At 40.0% G+C, this 15,553-nt stretch carries 14 protein-coding genes; 2 read left to right on the forward strand and 12 right to left on the reverse strand.

The annotated features are described in order from the left end of the window. Nucleotides 1-5: 5 nt before the first annotated feature. The 9 genes from EKQ44_RS05370 to EKQ44_RS05410 form a co-directional block, all read right to left on the reverse strand. The gene (locus tag EKQ44_RS05370) at nucleotides 6-1,013 is read right to left on the reverse strand and encodes an AAA family ATPase (protein ID WP_237662504.1); all 1,008 of its coding nucleotides are present in this window, start codon (nucleotides 1,011-1,013) and stop codon (nucleotides 6-8) included. Continuing rightward, a complete protein-coding gene (locus EKQ44_RS05375) occupies nucleotides 1,014-2,579 on the reverse strand; it encodes an AAA family ATPase (RefSeq protein ID WP_237662505.1) in 1,566 nt (521 codons plus the stop codon). It abuts the gene before it with no gap. 6 nt (nucleotides 2,580-2,585) lie between these two features. Then, nucleotides 2,586-3,431: an ABC transporter permease gene (locus EKQ44_RS05380; RefSeq protein ID WP_237662506.1), complete on the reverse strand. Its 846-nt coding sequence runs from the start codon at nucleotides 3,429-3,431 to the stop codon at nucleotides 2,586-2,588. Continuing rightward, nucleotides 3,431-4,363, reverse strand: a complete 933-nt coding sequence (locus tag EKQ44_RS05385; RefSeq protein WP_237662507.1) for an ABC transporter ATP-binding protein — start codon at nucleotides 4,361-4,363, stop codon at nucleotides 3,431-3,433. The genes EKQ44_RS05380 and EKQ44_RS05385 overlap by 1 nt, the downstream gene beginning before the upstream one ends. Further along, on the reverse strand, nucleotides 4,360-6,801 hold the full coding sequence (locus tag EKQ44_RS05390; RefSeq protein ID WP_237662508.1) for a hypothetical protein: 2,442 nt from the start codon (nucleotides 6,799-6,801) through the stop codon (nucleotides 4,360-4,362). Before EKQ44_RS05390 ends, EKQ44_RS05385 begins: the two co-directional genes overlap by 4 nt. A gap of 112 nt (nucleotides 6,802-6,913) precedes the next feature. Beyond that, nucleotides 6,914-8,038 carry a Ger(x)C family spore germination protein gene (locus EKQ44_RS05395; protein ID WP_237662509.1) on the reverse strand — a complete coding sequence of 375 codons (1,125 nt, stop codon included), beginning with the start codon at nucleotides 8,036-8,038 and terminating at the stop codon, nucleotides 6,914-6,916. Next, nucleotides 8,035-9,138, reverse strand: coding sequence for a GerAB/ArcD/ProY family transporter (locus EKQ44_RS05400; protein ID WP_237662510.1), 1,104 nt, complete (start codon nucleotides 9,136-9,138; stop codon nucleotides 8,035-8,037). Before EKQ44_RS05400 ends, EKQ44_RS05395 begins: the two co-directional genes overlap by 4 nt. Nucleotides 9,139-9,148: 10 nt before the next feature. Further along, a complete protein-coding gene (locus EKQ44_RS05405) occupies nucleotides 9,149-10,621 on the reverse strand; it encodes a spore germination protein (protein ID WP_237662511.1) in 1,473 nt (490 codons plus the stop codon). 92 nt (nucleotides 10,622-10,713) lie between these two features. Continuing rightward, nucleotides 10,714-11,700 carry a nucleoside hydrolase gene (locus EKQ44_RS05410; RefSeq protein WP_237662512.1) on the reverse strand — a complete coding sequence of 329 codons (987 nt, stop codon included), beginning with the start codon at nucleotides 11,698-11,700 and terminating at the stop codon, nucleotides 10,714-10,716. Between the two features lie 127 nt (nucleotides 11,701-11,827). Between EKQ44_RS05410 and EKQ44_RS05415 the strand changes: the two genes are divergently transcribed. Both EKQ44_RS05415 and EKQ44_RS05420 read left to right on the forward strand, forming a co-directional pair. Then, nucleotides 11,828-12,091, forward strand: coding sequence for a hypothetical protein (locus EKQ44_RS05415; protein ID WP_237662513.1), 264 nt, complete (start codon nucleotides 11,828-11,830; stop codon nucleotides 12,089-12,091). Nucleotides 12,092-12,238: 147 nt separating this feature from the next. Beyond that, a complete protein-coding gene (locus tag EKQ44_RS05420; protein WP_237662514.1) occupies nucleotides 12,239-12,754 on the forward strand; it encodes a PCYCGC domain-containing protein in 516 nt (171 codons plus the stop codon). 319 nt (nucleotides 12,755-13,073) lie between these two features. On the opposite strand, the gene EKQ44_RS05425 is transcribed toward EKQ44_RS05420, so the two are convergent. From EKQ44_RS05425 to EKQ44_RS05435, 3 genes are all read right to left on the reverse strand, one after another. After that, a complete protein-coding gene (locus tag EKQ44_RS05425; RefSeq protein WP_237662515.1) occupies nucleotides 13,074-13,916 on the reverse strand; it encodes a DegV family protein in 843 nt (280 codons plus the stop codon). 174 nt (nucleotides 13,917-14,090) lie between these two features. Continuing rightward, the gene (locus EKQ44_RS05430; protein WP_237662516.1) at nucleotides 14,091-14,342 is read right to left on the reverse strand and encodes a DUF2535 family protein; all 252 of its coding nucleotides are present in this window, start codon (nucleotides 14,340-14,342) and stop codon (nucleotides 14,091-14,093) included. Nucleotides 14,343-14,433: 91 nt separating this feature from the next. Then, nucleotides 14,434-15,099 (reverse strand): SOS response-associated peptidase, encoded by a 666-nt coding sequence (locus EKQ44_RS05435; RefSeq protein ID WP_237662517.1) that lies wholly within the window; start codon nucleotides 15,097-15,099, stop codon nucleotides 14,434-14,436. Nucleotides 15,100-15,553 lie beyond the last annotated feature (454 nt).

Below are 15,553 nucleotides of genomic sequence, written 5' to 3' on the forward strand. Positions count from 1 at the left end.
GGCATCTACCTTATGTTCAACGCTTTATCAATGTGCTGGATCACATCTTCTAAAATAATATCTTCCTTTATTCCAGAAGCTTCCCCTTCGAAATTCATAAACAGCCTGTGTCGAAGGACTGGTATGGCAGCTTGCTTGATATCACCTTTTGATACATGAAAGCGCCCTGAGCAGAATGCCCTTGCTTTTGCCACCTTTATTAAACTTTGGACTCCACGTGGACCTACACCGTATCGGACATACTTCTTAACGAGCTCACTTGCATGTTCTTCTTCTGGATGGGTTGCCATGATGAGCTGGACCGTATAGTCAAGCAACTCCTGTGAAACCAGAATTTCCTTTACTGCCAATTGGATTTTTTGCATCTTCTCTGTATTTAAGAGCTTTTGAACATGATAGGTTTCCGTTCCTGTCGTTCTTTTAATAATTTCATATAATTCTTCCTTTTTCGGATAGCCCATGTTAATTTTCAACAGAAAACGGTCCATCTGTGCTTCTGGTAGCGGATAGGTCCCTTCCATATCAATTGGATTCTGTGTTGCAAGTACGAAGAATGGAGATGAAACCTTTCTTGTTTCACCCATGATGGTAACAGTCTTCTCTGCCATCGCTTCTAAAAGGGAACTCTGTGTTTTTGGTGTTGCACGGTTTATTTCATCCGCTAGGACTATATTTGAAAAAATTGGCCCTTCATGGAACACGAAGGATTGCTTCCCGTTATCATGTATCTCAATCATTTTCGTACCGGTAATATCGGAAGGCATCAAGTCAGGAGTAAACTGGATTCTTGAAAAATCAAAGCTTAAAACTTCTGATATGGTGCGAATAAGCATGGTTTTACCCACACCTGGCATCCCTTCGAGCAAGGCATGGCCGTCTGATACCATGGCCCAAATCAGTTGTTCAATCACTTCCTCCTGTCCAACAATCACTTTTCCGATTTCCTGTTTCACTTCTTGCAATGTATCTTGATAATATTTCAGTTCCTTTTCTTTCTCTTCCAAACTGATCACTTAATCTGCTCCCTTCGGATCCACTTCACTAAAATATTGTTTGACGATGTTTTCTAATCGAGATGGCAATTGCATTCTATCCAAAGATTCCCTGTAGGATTTTTCATACGTAGAAAACACTTCTCCGTAAGGTCTTGCTTCCCCTTTTAGCGTTGGGGAGTCGGGAGCATCTTCATATTCAGATTGCCCTTCCCCGGTAGGGCCACCATCCGTTTCATTATGAATGTCACTTTGTAGGTTGGATGGAACGGTAAAGGTCTGATCACCTACACCAACACCTGCACCAAGACCACCGCCACCTTGGCCTTGCCCTTGACCCTGACCTTGACCTTGACCTTGCCCTTGACCCTGACCTTGGCCTTGCCCTTGACCCTGACCTTGGCCTTGCCCTTGACCCTGACCTTGGCCTTGCCCCTGACCTTGACCTTGACTTTGGCTTTGCCCCTGACTTTGACCTTGAGCGGTTTGGTTGGAAGAAGGATTGTTTGAATTAGATAACGTCAGTTTAGAGGGGTTCATACCAGCCTGTGACATTTTTCCGTATTGGTTTGTCGCAGCTGATTGGAGTGCATTCTTTAATGCCTCCATATCTGGTAGTGCCGCAATATCTTGAAGCATTTCCTCAAGTTGTTCCAGCAAAGCCTCCAGTTCCTCATCGGACATTTCATTCAAGTTTGTTTCTTCTTGATCGAGAAGACTTTTTGAAAGCTCAGAAAGCTCTTCCTTTTCTTCATCGGTCAAAGTGCCAATTTTATTTTTCATTTCATTCAGTAGCTTTTCAAGTTCTTCATTTTTTCGATTCAATGCAAGATTTGCCATAGAGTTTTCTGGTTGATCTTTTGCCAGTTCTTTAAGTGCAGATTCTTTTTCTTGAAGCTCTTTCAGCTGTTCGTCCAACCTGTTCTCCTTTTCCATAAGCTCCTTCAGCAATTCATCTGCCTCTTTATTCTCTTGTAGTTCTTTAAGGTCTTCCAGCTCTTCCTTCAAGCCTTGTTTTTCCTGAAGGTTCTTTGTGTCTTTTTTCACTTCCTTTAAAGTCTCTTCCACAATCTCCCTTTCTGCTTCTACCGCCTGGGCTTCCTGCATCTTACTATTTGGGAACAGGATTAACAGGACAGCTACACTTGTCGTCAGGAATGTCAGTACGAGCAGTCTAGGTATAAGATGCCTAAGCTTTGCTTCTTTTATTTGATGTTCCTTTTTCTTCAAATGCTTTAATGCCTCGTTCCGCTGTAATTGTGCCAGTAAGGAAGAATCCTCCACGTAATCGAGTGAAGTGGTGAGTCTGTCTTCTTCTAAGTATTGATCGGAAAATCTTGCTGCATCCCAAGTAGATGGCCTGTTTTTCCAATAGAGTGCGAATACGGCTATAAAGACTGCTGCTCCTATCCAAACAGCCTTTTCAAGCATATACGGGGTTACTACGAACCTTGCTACTATAAGTACGCTCAAAAAGCTCGCACAGAATGAAAATAAAGCATACTGCGCATGTTTGGATAGCCTTTGAATCCTTAGTTTCTTTCTGATTGAGTGAAGAAATCTGACAATTTGATCGTTTTCTTTCATATTCATCTACCCTTTACGTGATTTCATATTGGGGCGTAACTTTCTTATACTAAGCAAAATCAAGGTGATGGAAATAATGATATACGTACAAACCAGTCCAATACCTAAGTGTGTTTCAATTCCTGTGAGAGTTTTCAATTCCATTGCAGCTGCAGGTTCAAACAGTGCCAACATGACACCAAATGGATTAAACATCGCAATAAAATATGGTATTGGATTGGTCTGAGGGCCAGTTGCTCCGTATTGTGTAAAGCTTATCGTGAACATGGTTATGATGGCTGTACCTGCTGCAAGGAAAAAAGCAACCCCGTACGTACATACCATCGCAACGATTGTTTTTCTGATCAGTGTGGAGAAGAAAACCCCGATACTTCCGAGTGTAGCCATCGAGAGGAGATAGACTCCAAATGTCATCAGTAAAAGCTTTGGAGAGATCCCCCCAAACAAGAACACAATGCTATACAATGGCAAGCTGGAGATGACAATCAATAATAAAAATGAAAGTGACGAGACCAGCTTGCTTACAATGATACTTGTGGAAGACTGCTGGGTGGTCAACAGGATATTCAAGGTTTGCTTTTCTCTTTCACTACTGATGATTCCAGCTGTGAGTCCTGGGGTCATAAAGAAGATTAAGGCAAGCTGGACAAACGCCAAGATCATGAACATATTTCTACTATTTTCTGCCCGGAACATCCCCATGGTGTTATAACGGGTTTCCATATAGATATAAAACAATGCAATCAAGCCAAGTACTCCAAGGTAGAAAAGAATACCAAGAAAACTTTTGAAACTTCTGAAACGTAGCTTGAATTCCTTATTTAACATGGGGTTGATTAATTGCGCCTTCATTATTCCACACCCTTTGTAATTTCTAAGAAGATGTCTTCAAGGTTCGATTCTTCCTGGCTAAGGCTTAGAATCATGACTCCTGAATCCAATGCATCCTTTAGTAAAGCTACTTGCTCTTTATCCGAACCCTCAAAGGAGAAAGAAATCAGGTTCTCTCTTTGCTCACTGACCTGGATATTTGAGATGCTTGGCACATCCTCAAAAAAACGAATTGCTTTTTCTATGTCTTGAAGAATCAAGACCTTTAATACTTTATTTGCCTGCAACTGTTGATGGATTTCCTCCACCCGTCCAGTAGCGACAAGCTTCCCACCATTAATGACACCAATTTCATCACACATTTCCGCAAGTTCTGGCAGTATGTGAGAAGAAATCATGATCGTTTTCCCCATGCTCTTCAGTTCTCTTAAGATCTCCCTCATCTCGATTCTTGCCCTTGGATCAAGGCCTGATGCCGGCTCATCCAAAATCAAGACTTCCGGATCATGTATCAATGCCCTTGCTAGGCATAAGCGTTGCTTCATCCCCCTTGATAAGACATCTACATAGGCATCTTTTTTATCCGTCAGGTTCACGAGCTCCAAAAGCTGTGGGATTAGCTTCTGTCTTTCCTGTAATGGAATACCGTAACTTGCGCCATAGAAATCCAGATATTCATCTGTTTTGAATTGGTCATAAACACCAAAGAAGTCTGGCATATATCCTATGAATTTACGAACCATCTTAGGGTTTTTGCTAACATCATACCCGTTCACAAAAGCTGTCCCGGATGTTGGCGCGAGCAAGGTGGACAGGATGGAGAATGTCGTAGATTTTCCTGCTCCATTATGACCGACAAACCCAAAAACAGTTCCTTTTTCAACCTTCAAATTCAAGGAATCCAATGCTGTGAATTTTCCATATTTTTTTGTAAGATTAATGGTTTCTATCATTCTTTTAACTCTCCCTCTATCTGGATTCCCGGCACTTGAATATCGCTATCCATATTATCTAAAACTTTTACGGTAACAACCAAGGTCCCCTGCTCGCTAATATAGTCTGCAAGATTCCCCTCTATCGTTATGGAAGCTTTATTCTCCAGTGGCTCCAGTTCTGCCTTTTTCTGATTGAGGATATAATACTCCTGATTGCTGTTTCTAGAACGTAATTTAACTTTCACTTCATTGATTGTGTCTGTTGATTGATCTATCATCTCTGGCAGGGTATAAGTAAAATCATATGTCCCCGGGCCTAAGTATACATAGGGCTCGCCGAAATCGAGTCCGTTATGATGAATCATCCCGGAAGCACTTTCCGAGACTGCTAAACTTGGTAAAAGATGTTCTTCTGTAAAGCTGAAGCTTCCACCACCAGCATGGTTAATATCAACAGGAAGCACTACAAGGTGGGAGGCATTCGAATTCGCTGATTTCCCATCCACTTTCGCTTCCATCAATGCTTCTGTTAGGTATCCCACTATTATTGGTTGATCTTCCGTTAGAAAAATGTCCTTGCGATTTAGTAAAAGATCCAACATCTGAAACCTCTTATAATCTTCTAGTTCATGTTTTTCTATCTGATTCGTTCCTGGTCCATGATGATAATAGCTTGTGAAATTTGGAAATGCTTTTGATGCAGATGTATTATTAGGGGCAGTGATAGCATTAGCGATATTCCCCCCTGTTAATTCATACTCAACATTTATCGTTTCTCCTGCCTTGATATCACCAAGTGGTTCGGCATTTCTTCCTGATAATAGAAACGCATCTTTAAGTTCATATATCATCTGATTGGATACCATCCCTGATACCTTTCCATTGTTCACGGACATTTCATACCCTATTTTACCTACTTGCAAGTCAGATATATTACCAAGACTTGTACGGGTAGACCAATACTCAACATCATTGAACATAATATTCGTTCCTTTAGATGTGGAATTGATAAATGCATACTTTCTCATGATGTCAAAATTATCATTATATCCATACATCACCGGAAAGAGTGTTGCGTGATTGTTCGTTTCCATCTTATAGTTACCACCACTATTAGTTAAAATGCTAGCGACTCCATATCCACTAACCGTTTCCATCTGATTATCCAAAATAAGAATACTTGCTTCATTTACCTGTGTTCCCGATATTCTATCTTTTGCCCCAATACCAAATACAACAATGCTCGTGAAGATGGCAGCAGTGGGAATGATCCACCAAGCTTGCTCACGCTTGTCGGTCCTTTTCAGGATAAAATACAGTACAGGTATCAATAGAATCAAATAGATGATAAATGCACCGATCAACAACGGTACCGAAACAATGGACCCAGGAAACGCTTCTCCAATCGGGCTTAGTTGATGCGAGAGTTCCTCCATAGGAGGTGCCTTGTAATAGTTCGGTGTTTTCGTCGTAGCTTTCTGAAGCACACTTGACCACCAAGTATTCCCCTCTTTCCATTCCCCCCATAACGGAGAAGATAAATTACCAGTTATTTGTGTTACAGTACCAGTCCCCACTTTGGATAGTAGGGTTATCGGAATATCTTTGTCCTTTGTGATCACCACAGCATCTTCTCGTAATATATCTCCAGTGAAAATCGGTAAATCTGGAAAGCTACTTTCTTGGTTCAATTTTGAGATGGTGGTTTCGGTTTTGGGTGCTAACAACTGTAAATCTTGAAGTTCCCCAAGGTCCTGGGCAATCCCAACTTTCGTATCAAACATTAATGATCCGCCATTGTGGACCCAATCCCTAATTGCCTGTTGCTGTACAGCGGTCAAGGTCGACAATGGAAAATCATGTACCAATATCACATCAAACATTTCAAGGCCAAATGACTCATTTGAAATGTTTTCGTTGTTTACGTTTAGAAGCTCCATACTTTCAGATTGATATTTAAAAAGTTTCAAAAAGTTCATGGCATCGTGGTTGTTGCTTAGAACACCCACCACAACCCGGTTGTCCCCAATATATCTCGGTTGGGAGTTGACATTACCAGATAATTTAATTTCCTTGCCTTTTTCTACGCCACCTTCAAAGAAACTGACGAAATTATTTTTGGTACCAGAGTATCCATAGGAAAAGTGGTCGGAAGTCCCTTTGACTGATAGTTCTACTGTTTTTGAGGAGCCTGCTTCCAATTCAATAGGAATGACATAACTTCCCGCCATATTGTATGTAGGACTTGAAAAAACAACCATATCCCCTTTTACTGCATCGCCTTTGTTGGTCACTTCCATTCTGATTGGATGACCCTTCCCCATTTGAACTTTATTGTCCACTCCATATTCTACTTTTACTTCTAGATTTGCTGCTGCTTCTGATAAAGTCGGAAATATGAATAGACTCAAACAAATCAGCAACAAACAGTGTTTCACTATCGCCTTTACTCTCACTTTTTCTTCCCCCTATACGTCTACTGTCTCTCTTTTTATGTAACTATATCTAAGACGTTTACCCAAAGGAAAAAGTTTCAAGGACAAATAAAAAAAGGGAGTTCTTCTCCCTTTAGTCCATTACACCTGTTCGTAGAATTTCCACATCAATGTTTATGTCAAAACCAGCTTGTTTATATAAATCTCTCCATTCCTTTTTACTAAACGCCTTATAGCCAACTTCTGCACGATAAATATTCCCAAAGCCTACTGGATCTGCACCAAGGTCCCTGCTTTGTACGATTACTTCTTTGAGTTTCTTCTCCATTTCCAAAGCAATTGCTTCCTCTATCTTTTTTATTGCCTCAGGGTTTCCTAAATCGTAATCCACCGTGATCTCCTGCATCCTCGTTACCACTTTGGCGTTTATATGGAAGGAAGGCTTTTCCGTTTCCGATAACTTAATATGCGTTTTACTTCTAAGATGGTCTAAAGACACATATACTTCTTCTTCGGCCTTATTATTTTTACTCATAATGTGTTTTTCAATCTGTCCTTTAGGTAGTTCTATTTCTACACTTCCCGTTTCATAGCGACCCTGCAGTAATTTTAAGTAGAATGCAGATTTTGTATCTATTTCTCCTATGACCTTGTCATCCTTAAAAAGTGCCATCCCTTCTATAACTATGGTATCATCGGTAAAATTAAGCAGTGGGAGAACCGGATCACGACCCTCGCTGTAATAGCACTGCATGAACTCATGTAAGGTAGGTGAAATCAAGGAGTCTGCCTCCACATTTTGTCCAATAAGATTGTAAAGGTATGTACCTGCATTTGTGACATCACTTGACTCTTGCGAACGGGATAGAAGATCGTGAGCAGCTATGTTGCTTACAGCTAAATAAGACATTGTTCCCACCTCTGCGTCACGGGAAAGTGTATCGATGACGGAAATGATTCCTGCTTCGGCAAGTTCCCTTCCATAAATAGCCACCCTTAACTGTCCGGAAACGAGCTTCCTGCTGGACGAAAGGTTCTCTTTTTGGCGTATACCTTTACTCGTATTTGCAATAGAAGTGACCATTTTCGTGTTATTAGGATGGAGGGGGTCAAATTCATAATATACAATCGAGCCCATCAGTTTATCTTCCATTTGATCATACCCAATTGCAGTTATAAGACCTAATTCCTCCAGGTGTTTTTGTGAGGCACAGCCACAAAGAAGGATTATCGTTATAATCCATAAGACATATTTCATGCACTCCCACTCCTTGTGATAAAGCGGTTCCTGATGAAGATGACTACGCTAAGAATCAGAGTATATAAGAAAACCACATATAATCCATACCAACCAACCCAATCTACGAGTTGATTAATATATGCTCTTTTATTGATGAAGAAACTCAAGCTAAAAACCAAACCACTAATAAAAAACACAAAAAACTTCTGTTTAAAATGAAATATTCTCTTTAGACCTTTTGATGCAGCCCATAACATAAACAATGTATTGGGAAGAATAATGACCAACCATAAGGAAACTGCCAAAAATTCGAATCTTTCCAAGTTAGGAAATTGCACAATTTTAAACATGGAGAGGGTGGCCCAAATGGTCTTCTCTAATTGTTCTCCACTATAATATCCAATCGCTACGAAAGTGACAGAAAAGATAAGCAAAAATGTGAAAAATACTCCCAATTGAGCATACAGTTGAACTTTCTCCTTATTTCTTATGTAAGGATAGGTAAAATACAACATTTCAAGTCCAAGTACCGTATAGGACGTTTTTATTGCTCCATTAAAAAGTTCTTTTGGGGTTGCTTCTAGTACTGGAAGAAAGTTCGTCCAATCGATGTAACGGAAAGGGACCACAAGCATAAAAATTAGCCATATAGTCAGAAAAAAACCTAAAAAACTTACTCCAACAATTGTTTTTATTCCTCCAAATACACCATACATGGAAATCAGTAGAAGGAGTGATATGATTGCCCATGTTTCCAAGTCCGGAAAAATCCAAGCCTGGATAATTTCTGTATAATTCAATAGGATGGAGAACAGTCCACCGATTATATAAATTATAATAATCAAATTTAATAGTGTTCCAATTATTCTTCCAAATATTTCATTGTGTATCTGAAATAAATCCATATCTTTAAAGGAATGGAGAATATAGCACATAGCTGAAACGACAAGTGCCATCCCTAAGTAGCTGATAATAATAGAAAGCCATGCATCCTGTTTCGATTCCATAAAGATGATACGTTGTACACCTGCTATTCCAACGCCGACCTGATTCGTGTGGACAATGAAAAATACTAAAAAAGCAGAAAACATCATTTTTTTGTTTATGCGGGTTTTCATGGTTCCCACCTTATTCGTCTATGTCTTTTGTTGCGTATTTTTTAAAGGAAAAAAAGCTTTCCTTCTTGGGGTTCGACCTGATCAAGTTTACAGGTACGCGTAATATGGTGTTGGTAGCATTTTTAAAATCTAATGGATAGACAGGTTGCAAATATGGTTTCCCCACACTCGTTAGTCGGATTAGATGAATGAGGAGAAAACAAAGCCCGAAACTTATACCAATCCCTCCCCAGATACCTGCAAGGATTAATATCGGAAATCGGGTAATCCTTACTGCTGTCCCCATCAGATAGCTCGGTGCCGTAAAAGAACCAAGCGCACTTAAGGCAACGACAATAATCAGGATATTACTGGTGAAGCCTGCTTCGACTGCAGCTTGTCCAAGTACAATCCCTCCAACAATACCCATTGTCTGACCGACCTTTGTTGGTAGCCTTGCTCCGGCTTCACGTAATAATTCAATCATCACTTCAAGCAACAAAGCTTCAAAGATAGGAGTAAATGGCACTTTCGAACGCGATTCTCCAAGGGATACCAATAACGTTGATGGTATCATCTCATAATGATAAGTGATGATGGCAACATATGCAGGGGTAAGGATAACAGACAGAAACATGGTTACATAACGCAAAAACCTTATAAAGCTTCCCATATTCCAGCGCATATAAACATCTTCTGTGGATTCAAAAAAGTTAAAGAGGGATGCAGGTCCCAACAGGACCATAGGGCTTCTATCTACAAAAACGGCAACCATACCCCTTTCCACACTATATGTCACCCTATCAGGAAGTTCTGTTTGAACATATTGAGGAAAGATAGAATAGCTGTTATCTTCAATCAGTTGTGCCAATACAGACGTATCTAAGATATCGTCCACATCAAGGGAATTAATTTTTTCCTTGATTGATTGTACTATTTCCTCATCTGCCTTTTCTTTCAAGTAAACAAGCCGTACCTCGGTTTCATTCTTGTTGCCGACCCCAAGTTTTTCGGTGCAAAGATCCTCGGACAATATATTTTGTCTTATGATGCTTATATTAGTATTAAGAGATTCCGTAAAGGAAATTTTCGGACCGAAAACAAGGGATTCTGTTTCAGCCTTTTCGAGACCCCGTTCCACTTTCTTTGCGATATTAATTAAGATACCTTTTTCAGCCCCTGGACTGAATAATAACAAATGGCCTTCCAGAAGATTATTTATCGCTTCACTTATTTCACTCGTCAAAATTGATTGTGTAGAGGGTAACTTATAAATAACCTCTTCCAACTGTAATACCTCTTCCTCAGGAAACTCGAGAATTGCAGGTAAAATGGTTGTATTCAATGTTTGGAAGTCCACGAGGTTCTTTAAATAAATAAAAAGTAAAGGGGACTTCTTTCTCTTCAATTCATAAAAGTGAAGATCGGGACTATTTTGAAAGGTATTTTTAAGGTTGTCTTTTATCTCTTCTATATTATAGGTAGAAAGACTTTTCTCCTTCACCACCAACACCCTTCCATTTTCCGCCATTCAGTAGTAGGGTGGCCAATCTTACTTATTTTATGAATGTTGTGAAGCAAAATTAAAGCCTTTCTCTATAAGTTCTGATTATTGTTATTGATGAGCTCCTCTGTCAACACTTCTAATACTCGATTAATAAACGCCGTGTAGTTGAATTCCATGGCTATTCTATGGATAGGATACTCCGCTAATTGTACAAAATTACGAAAATCTCCGATGGTTTGACCGAATGCAGCACCACCAGATGTTACAATTCTGACCGGTTTTATTTCATACTGTATGTCATCCTCATTAAATACCCCCCATAGAGTCACCACATCGTGTAATGGCGCTCCAGGTATGTTAGGTATCTGAGATTTATAAAATTGCCAATAATAATCCATCATCGGTTTGATGATCATACCTAAGGGATTATTCTTTTCTCTATTGACTTTATCGATATAGTTGACCATCTCAGCTGTTAATATAGCTTGCTGTGTTACATTCAGTGGAAAAATAGTCAGTTTTTGCGCATAATTGAATACAATATTCGCCGCATATGGGTCCCCAAAAATGTTCGCTTCAGCAACAGGTGTGACGTTACCCGGAAAATTGAACGTACCACCCATAATGAAAATCTCTTTTACCTTTGCAACCGTCTCAGGATAGAGGATGAAGGAGGTTGCCAGTGATGTCAATCTCCCTACGCATACAATAGTTATTTCATCTTCATATTTTTCTATAAGGTCATAAATCTGATGGAAGTTTTCAAAAACATTATCCGCTTCTTCAAAGTCCTCCGCTAGTACATATCCCCCAAACCCTTCCGGTCCATGAACCTCAGGATAGTAAATTGGCGGATCCCCTATCATAGATCTTTCCGCTCCACCAATAAGTGGTACATCATACCTTCCTGTGTTCCTCTGAATATAACGGGCATTCCTTATTGCGGTTCTTTTATCTACGTTTCCATATTCAGCGACAACACCTATAACATCCACATTTTTCTCATTGTACGCATAAATGATAGCCATTATATCGTCTATCCCAAAATCAGCGAACAAAAGGACCTTTCTAGTCATTTACATCCAACCTTCTTTCCGTACTACAATTTTTGGTTCTCAATAGACAAACCAAGACAAACATACAGGCAAGTAAGTAAACAAACGAATAGTCTAATATTGATTAATAGGATAGGAGGAAGGAAATATGTCACAAATTTATCATCAATGTTGCCGCTACCAGGGACAAATGGTAACAGTCAGATGTCGGGACGGCGCTTCTCATCATGGGAGAATTGTAAGAGTATCACCTAGTCATGTTTACATCCAACCAACAGGGAGAAATAGGTTTGGTGGATTTGGAATGGGATATTGGGGTGGTAGATATTACGGTGGTTACGGGTACAACCCAGTAGCAGTTCCTCTGGCATTTGTCACCGGTGTCGTTTTAGGCGGACTTTTATTTTGGTAAGATCTTGAGCACTTTTGCCGGTAAATAGTCGGGGTTACGGCTCTTTACCGGTGTTTTTTTGCTTCTTGTTCACAATAGTGTTGAAAACGATATTGCATCCATATGTTATATTATATAGGTACAGTTTATGTGAACGAGGTGTTAAATATGAAAAGATTGGCAGTTACGTTAAGCTGCATCATGGTATTCACTGTAGGATGCTCCAGTACACAAACAGAAGATAAGCAGACAAGTGATGCTGAACAACATAAACATCATGAAAAACCTTCATTTTTCCAAGGGGATATCCGAGAAGAGACAGCATCTGTTGATGAACTCCCCTCCTTCTTATCGGACAAGCCAGAGGATATGCAACTGATCTATACAGCTGCGGCAAAGCATAAAGAAGTACTAGAGCATATACCTTGCTATTGTGGATGTGGTACATCTGCCGGCCATAAAAGCAGTTATGACTGCTTTGTATATGAAAATACCGAAGATGGTCCGTTAGTATGGGATGATCATGGCACCAAATGTGGTGTATGCTTGGAAATTGCAGCAACTTCTGTCATGGAATACAGCAAAGGGAAAAGTGTTGAGGAGATCAGGGACATGATTGATAATGCATATAAAGAAGGATTCTCCACACCGACTCCAACCCCCGAACCACCAAAAGGAAGTTGAAAGACCTCCATTAATGAATAGTTAAAAAACAAAAAGCCTTTCCATGTTAGTGGAAAGGCTCAGACTGTTTACAAACCCTAATTATCTTTAGATTTGCATTTAACTGTTGATCTACGTTCCAGGCGCTTCGCTTATCCGTAGGGCGGTCCGGAAGCCTCCTCGGGCTAACGCCCTGCGGGGTCTTCCCTGTCCCTTCCTCCCGTTGGAGTCTTCGCGCCTTCCACTACGATCAACTTTAAAACTGTTATAAAATTTAATTCTTCTACAAGCTAAGCCTTTCCATGTTAGTGGAAAGGCTTTTGGTTGGACTATTTATTTTCTATTCTACGTAATACATGAATGCCAATGCACCCGGCCCTGTATGGGTGGATATTACTGGAGTCGTATAGGATATCTGAATATCTGTAAATCCTGAAACCTCATATAAGGATGCTTTCAATGCTTCTGCTTGTTTAAGGGAACCAGCGTGCGCTATTCCGACGCCTTTTACTATTTTCCCTTCAATGTCTTCTTTGAATTGCTTGGTATAAAACTTGATTACTTGTGAATAGCTTCTAGCCTTCGTAACAGGTGTATATACCCCATCAGCCAAAGAAGCAATTGGTTTGATATTCAATAAAGAACCGATAAGAGCTTTCCCTCTTCCTATTCTTCCTCCCTTAACCAAATTATCCAACGTGTCGACCATTATGAATAGATCTGTGTTTGAACGGATTTGGTCAAGCTTGTTCAAAATCTCCTGCATTGATTTACCTTCTTTGGCCATTTTGGCCGCAGCAACAACTTGAAAAGATAGAGCAAAGGAAATGAAACGAGAATCCACCACTGTGACATTGGCGTCACTTATGCTTGCAGCGCTTTCGGCGGAACCAACTGTCCCACTCATACCACCTGTCATATGTATGGAAAGAATTTCGCTCCCATCCTCGCCTAGGCGGTTGTAAACATCGACAAAAGTACCCACTGCTGGCTGGGAACTTTTCGGTAATTCAACGGAACCTTTCATCTTGTCCATAAATTCATCCGGCTTTATTCCAAATCTATCTATGTAGGATTCTCCATCAATTGTAATGGATAGCGGCACTATTTCTATTTCTAGCTCATCAATTATTGACTGATCAATATCAATGGTTGAGTCGGTCACTACTTTAACATTTGTCATCGAATTCACTTCCCCAATTATATCCTTATGTATCATTATACCTTCCAATCATGGTTGTTGAAACCTAATCGGGACAACTTCCATGTAGCGTAGCATTATTTTCATAAACTTGACACAAACCAAAAAAAATACAGGGCCTTCGCCCTGTATTAATATTATCACATATACCAATATTTAAGCATTATTTTTTAAAATATCTGTTTTAACGACATCGCAATAAACTGGCCACTTCAATACTGTACGTAAATACTCTTTGAAGGAATAGATTTGCTTTGGATCTGATTCAGATAGAATAACCCTCACAAATGTTTCCAGTTTGACCCTGACTAAAAAATGATATGTGCTATCGTCCTCCAATACTGGAATTTCAATGACTTTTACCTTCTGTCCCTCTTTAACCGTGAACTCTAGGCTTTTCCATAGCAAAATATCAATCCTCTTTTTTCACCCGTTTAGCATTATTATACCCTAAATTTTTTCAGAAGTGTCAAGATTCATTAGACAAAATGAAACATTTTTAGACTTTTTGTAAACATTCTGGTCCATTGTTCTTTGGCGAGTTGACAATCGATGATACTTCATAAGCCTGCATGTTACTTTCTTCATAAGGCTGTAAAAAGGAAGTCAAGAATTTTACATCTTGCTCTTTTCTGGATAACCAAGTTTGTTCGTGTTCCTTTTTTACAATGACTGGCATCCTGTCATGTACATCTTTTACAAGCCCGTTTGGCTTGGTTGTAATTAGCGTACAGCTTACCACTTCTTCCTCACCATGCACCCAGCGATCCCATAACCCTGCAAAAGCGAAAGGCTCTTCATGCTTTAAGGTAAATCTCACCGGTTGCTTATCCCGGCCAATCTTTTTCCATTCAAAAAAACCATCTGCAGGTATTAGGCATCTTCTTCTTTCCAGTAACCTGCTAAAGCTTACTTTCTCATGAAGCGTTTCCGAACGGGCGTTAATCATTTTATAGCCAATTTTCCTATCTTTAGCAAAGCTTGGTACCAACCCCCAATGAAGATAACCTGCCCTATTTTTGATGGATCCTTCTATAATGGTCAGTATTTGTTGCCCAGGTGCTATGTTGTAGCTGATTTGATAATTCAGGTCCTTTGCATTCTCCAGAAAGAAGCGTTCTTCCAGTTTATGAAGCTCCGTGGTCAAGGAAAACCTTCCACACATGCACAGTCACCTCTCATCTAAGATACTAACATTGTACTATACGGAGAAGACCGCTACAAAAGTAGCGGTCTAAGACTGTTGACAAAGTCATACGAAATAGCTATTGCGTATCCTTCGTTCTATATCGCGGCTAGTGTAGGTGACTTTCTCGGCTGTATGAAGACAATTTCGAGGGTGATTTTCGGTTGAGATTGTCTTCATCGGGTGTATGAAGACAATCTCGAAGGTGGATTTCGGTTGAGATTGTCTTCATCGGGTGTATGAAGACAATTTCGAGGGTGATTTTCGGTTGAGATTGTCTTCATCGGGTGTATGAAGACAATTTCGAGGGTGATTTTCGGTTGAGATTGTCTTCATCGGGTGTATGAAGACAATCTCGAAGGTGGATTTCGGTTGAGATTGTCTTCATCGGGTGTATGAAGACAATTTCGAGGGTGATTTTCGGTTGAGATTG

It is taken from the genome of Sutcliffiella horikoshii, assembly GCF_021991925.1.
In the GTDB taxonomy this organism is placed as follows: domain Bacteria; phylum Bacillota; class Bacilli; order Bacillales; family Bacillaceae_I; genus Sutcliffiella_A; species Sutcliffiella_A horikoshii_F.